This is a genomic window from Thiomicrospira sp. (assembly GCF_036568485.1).
Taxonomy (GTDB): Bacteria; Pseudomonadota; Gammaproteobacteria; order Thiomicrospirales; family Thiomicrospiraceae; genus Thiomicrospira.
Genome location: NZ_DATCSL010000095.1, coordinates 1 through 2,700 on the forward strand (window position 1 = coordinate 1; position 2,700 = coordinate 2,700).

Here is a 2,700-nt window from a genome sequence, read left to right on the forward strand (position 1 = left end):
CCATTTTATAAGCATAAGAAAAGGCCATCATCATGAAAACGCCTATCAATCTACTTAAAATCCTCATTCTTTTTCCGCAGCTTTGCTGGGCGTCGTCTTATTCGATTACTGATCTTGGTTGGGTTGGTTGGCCTGCTTCAATATTCGACTCTAATGATTCGGGTTCTGCGACCGGGCAGATGACCGCCTATCACGGAAATACTACGGCAATGTATTTTGATGGTGCGAATTTTTCAAATATAGGGAATTTGGAAAATATAAATTACTACACATCTTCCGCTAGAGGAATAAACTCTAGTAACCAGGTAACTGGCTCATCAGACATTTCTTATTATAGCACTATTCGTAGTCGTGCATTCGTGTGGGATAACGGAACATTTACTGATCTTGGTGTTCTGGAAGGACACGAGAGTAGTGGAGGCAGGGACATCAATGATAGTGGTGTTGTAGTTGGAACTATGCATACGTCAAAAGGAGAAACACGAGGATTTATCTATGAAAATGGAGTAATGGAACAGCTAATGGGGCTCAATGGAAAACATATAGAGCCTTTTGCAATAAACAATCTCGGCCAATTTGTAGGGACAAGCTCAGCTTCTGTTGAAAGCACTCATGCCTTCATAGGTTCTGGCAGTGAAATTCAAGATCTAGGCACATTAGGGGGTAACCATAGCTGGGCAATTCATATTAATGATCTAGGGGCAGTAGTTGGAGGAGCTGAAACATTACAAGGATATAGACATGCATTCATCTGGAAAGATGGTGTAATGTCGGATCTTGGTACATTAGGAGGGTTCCAAAGCCAAGCATATTCAATAAACAGCATGAACCAAGTCGTAGGCTGGGCAGAGAATTCCAAAAATATTGGGGAGGCATTCTTATACAGAGATGGAGAAATGTTTTCACTATGCGGATTAGTGAATTGCGAAAGCTATGGATGGGGTTCGCTGAATACTTACACGATTAATAATAATGGGGAAATATTTGGAACAGGATATTTAGATGGTTCTTATCACGCATTCGTTGTAACACCTGTTCCTATAACATCAGCTATTTGGTTATTTGGTTCTGGCTTGGTTGGGATTATTGGCATATCCAGGCGCAGAAGAAAATCATAAATATTTCTGTTAGAGTAGCTGCGCTACATCAGCCCGCGCTCAGCGAACGAAACTATTTCATCGCCCACCACCTGATGATCAGAAGTGCGACGTCGACGTCATCCCATCTTGAGTAGCAGGCTCTGGAGAGCAGAAATAAGACGAAAGAGACGTACCCATTAGCCTGAATTCAAGTCCAAGGTGGCTCTGGCGGCAATCAAGGGGGATCTAACGATGAACCAGGTATCTGGGCGAAAAAGTCTTCTCCTAGACTGGTTACAACATTTGAAAAATAACTAGTTCGAACTGACTGCGGAATGCGATAGTTACGCCGGTATGATTTTACTTCCCATCCTTCTGTAAGGGCCCGTTCAGCGCGATTCTGACAGATCCCGACTACTGAATTTGCTGCCTGTCGATCAGGCACGCCTGTCCGCACTTGATATGCAACTGCATCCTTAACCGAGCCCCATATGAAATTGTATACCTTATTAATTGGGAATCGTTCTAGAATATTCAAAAACACGCGCGTAGTTTTTTCTCCGAATCGTGCTTCTAAGTGGTGATCAAGAAGGCATATTTCTAGATAAGCAAGCACTTCGTCGAGTGCTAGTTCGAGCCAAAGGTCAGTTACTTGGCTTTTCCATTGTGATGGCCACATATCCTTATTGCATAAGAGTTTCTCAAGCTCCTGCAATATTGTGATGTTTTCATCTGAACTCCTGCCGATAGTTAATTTCCAGCGCACAATATCGATATAAAATTCAATTTCTCCATTGCCATTAATATTGAATGCGCTGGGGTCACTTCGAGACGAAATGTCTATTAACTCATCGCTGTATAACTTCAATATCGCAGATTCTGCTCGATCTTGTTTACAGCATAGATAATTATCGTGAAGATAAAGAGGCGATATTTGGTCCGTGTTTTCATCAAGTGCCACACGAGCCAATGCGCTAAGATGAACGGCGTTCCAGAGGGATAGTTCTCCGATTTGTACGGCATTTTCACGTGACACTCGGCACACTTGCTCAAGCAACTTGTGATACTCATGCTTTAATAATTTCTCATTATCACGGCGCATCTCATCACATCCTGAACGCTGGCAACTTGTGGCAAAAATCCACTCTTTTGTATGAGACAGATATCTAGGGTTGGCTCCACTCTTATTGCCCGTGTTTCCGGTCCTAGATAATCAGACGTTTACAGAAAGAATGCTGGTCTAGGCAGCTGCAATACTAAGGAAACCTTAGTATCCAATCAAGCAAAATACTAAGATTCTCTTAGCCCACATCATGGATGCCATTGTGGGAAAAGAGATGCAGAATAATTCGCCAATTGGAAAAAGACTCAGAGAAGCACGACTTCGGCTAAATATTTCTCAGAAGGAATTAGGCGTAAGAGCAGGAATCGATGAGTTTAGTGCAAGTGCTAGAGTCAATCAGTACGAGCGAGGGAAACACGTTCCAGATTATTTGACCGCACGTCGTCTGTCAGAAGCGCTAGAAATACCCGTAACATATCTCTACGCCGATGAGAATGATCTTGCCGAGATGATACTCGCATATGGAATGGCCTCCGGACGATGCCGTGCAAAAGCAAA

General features: G+C 42.9%; 3 protein-coding genes. 2 read left to right on the plus strand and 1 reads right to left on the minus strand.

Going from position 1 to position 2,700, the window contains the following annotated elements; genetic code table 11:
* Positions 1 to 32 precede the first annotated feature (32 nt).
* A complete protein-coding gene (locus VIM91_RS09680) occupies positions 33 to 1,118 on the plus strand; it encodes a DUF3466 family protein (protein ID WP_331864621.1) in 1,086 nt (361 codons plus the stop codon).
* 196 nt (positions 1,119 to 1,314) lie between these two features.
* Here the strand turns inward: VIM91_RS09680 and VIM91_RS09685 are convergent, their stop codons facing one another.
* A complete protein-coding gene (locus tag VIM91_RS09685) occupies positions 1,315 to 2,181 on the minus strand; it encodes a hypothetical protein (protein WP_331864622.1) in 867 nt (288 codons plus the stop codon).
* A gap of 223 nt (positions 2,182 to 2,404) precedes the next feature.
* Between VIM91_RS09685 and VIM91_RS09690 the strand changes: the two genes are divergently transcribed.
* Positions 2,405 to 2,700 (plus strand): helix-turn-helix transcriptional regulator (locus tag VIM91_RS09690; RefSeq protein ID WP_331864623.1); only part of this gene is annotated, 296 nt, incomplete at its 3' end.

What these genes read in the sequence shown, in the direction of transcription:
- VIM91_RS09685 (WP_331864622.1), bottom strand. Translation starts at nt 2,181, where the DNA reads ATGCGCCGTGATAATGAGAAATTATTAAAGCATGAGTATCACAAGTTG.
- VIM91_RS09680 (WP_331864621.1), top strand. Translation starts at nt 33, where the DNA reads ATGAAAACGCCTATCAATCTACTTAAAATCCTCATTCTTTTTCCGCAG.